A 1056-nucleotide genomic window follows, 5' to 3' on the forward strand; every position below is an offset into this window, starting at 1 on the left:
CTGCGGTCGTATAGCCGGCGGCGTCGAGATCGCCGAGGATCGCCCGCGCCGAGGCCAGCGCGTCGAGCCCCACCGCATGCGCGAGGTTCCATTCGCGCCCGGGGTAGGTCGAGAGCACCAGCGCCGGCCGCCGCTCGGACACGGGCCTGCGTGCGAGCCGCAGCCAGCCAGCGACCCGCGCCGCCACCGCCGAGACCCGGTCCGGATCGGGCGCGTGCACATAGCGGGCAAATTGCAGCTCGGGGTCGCGCAGGCCCGGCTCCTTGAACGAGACCACGCCGCCGAGGATCCGGCCGTCGACCTCGGGCAGCACCACGTGCATGGCAAGGTCCGCGGGCGAGAGCCCCCGGTCCGCCTCGTCCCATGCCGCGCGCGTCGAGGTCGCGAGCGCCACCTGAAACACCGGCACGCCGCCCGCATCCAGCGGCGAGGCCCCGCCGTCGCCGCGCCCTGAGAAGGCCGTCGCGTTGACGATGGCCGAAGGCGCGATCCCGGCCACGGCGCGGGCCAGCTCCGGCGCCGCCTCGGGGGCCTTGAGCGACGGCGCGAAGAGCCCCAGCACCGCGAAGCCCCGGGCGCGGAAGGCGGCGAAGAGCGCCTCGACCGGCGCCATGTCCGCCGCCACGAGATAGGAGCGGTAGAAGACCACGAGGATCCGCTCGCCGGTCATCTCCTTGCACAAGTGGGCCGCCGCGTCGGGTGCCAGCGCCCCGGTCTCGGGCGTCCATAACCCCACCGGCGGCAGCGCCTTGGAGCCCGGTACCGGGGCCGCGTAGAGCCCCGCCGCCAGCGACAGCTGCGCCAGCGCCGCCTGCGCCGCCACCGCGCCACCGGTGTCGCAGAGATGCGCCAGCCGCCGCAGGGTCGAGACCGGCAGCGTCGAGAGCGCGTCGAGCCGGGCATCGGGGCGGCCGTCGCCGGGCAGCACCGCCAGCGCGATGCCCCGCGCCATGGCGAGCGCCCGCACCTGCTGCAGCCCGTAGTCCCAGTAGGGCACGCCGCCGATCAGCCGGATCAGGATGCCGCGCGCGCCGCCGAGGGTCTGCTCGACGTAGG

The 1056-nt window shown here is 75.8% G+C and carries 1 protein-coding gene; it reads right to left on the reverse strand.

Annotation, left to right across the window (positions count from 1 at the left end):
- The coding region (locus HC022_RS27315; RefSeq protein WP_175583759.1) for a cobaltochelatase subunit CobN at positions 1–1056 on the reverse strand (1056 nt) is incomplete at both ends.

The sequence above is a fragment of the Salipiger sp. HF18 genome, from assembly GCF_011806505.1.
Lineage (GTDB): Bacteria > Pseudomonadota > Alphaproteobacteria > Rhodobacterales > Rhodobacteraceae > Salipiger > Salipiger thiooxidans.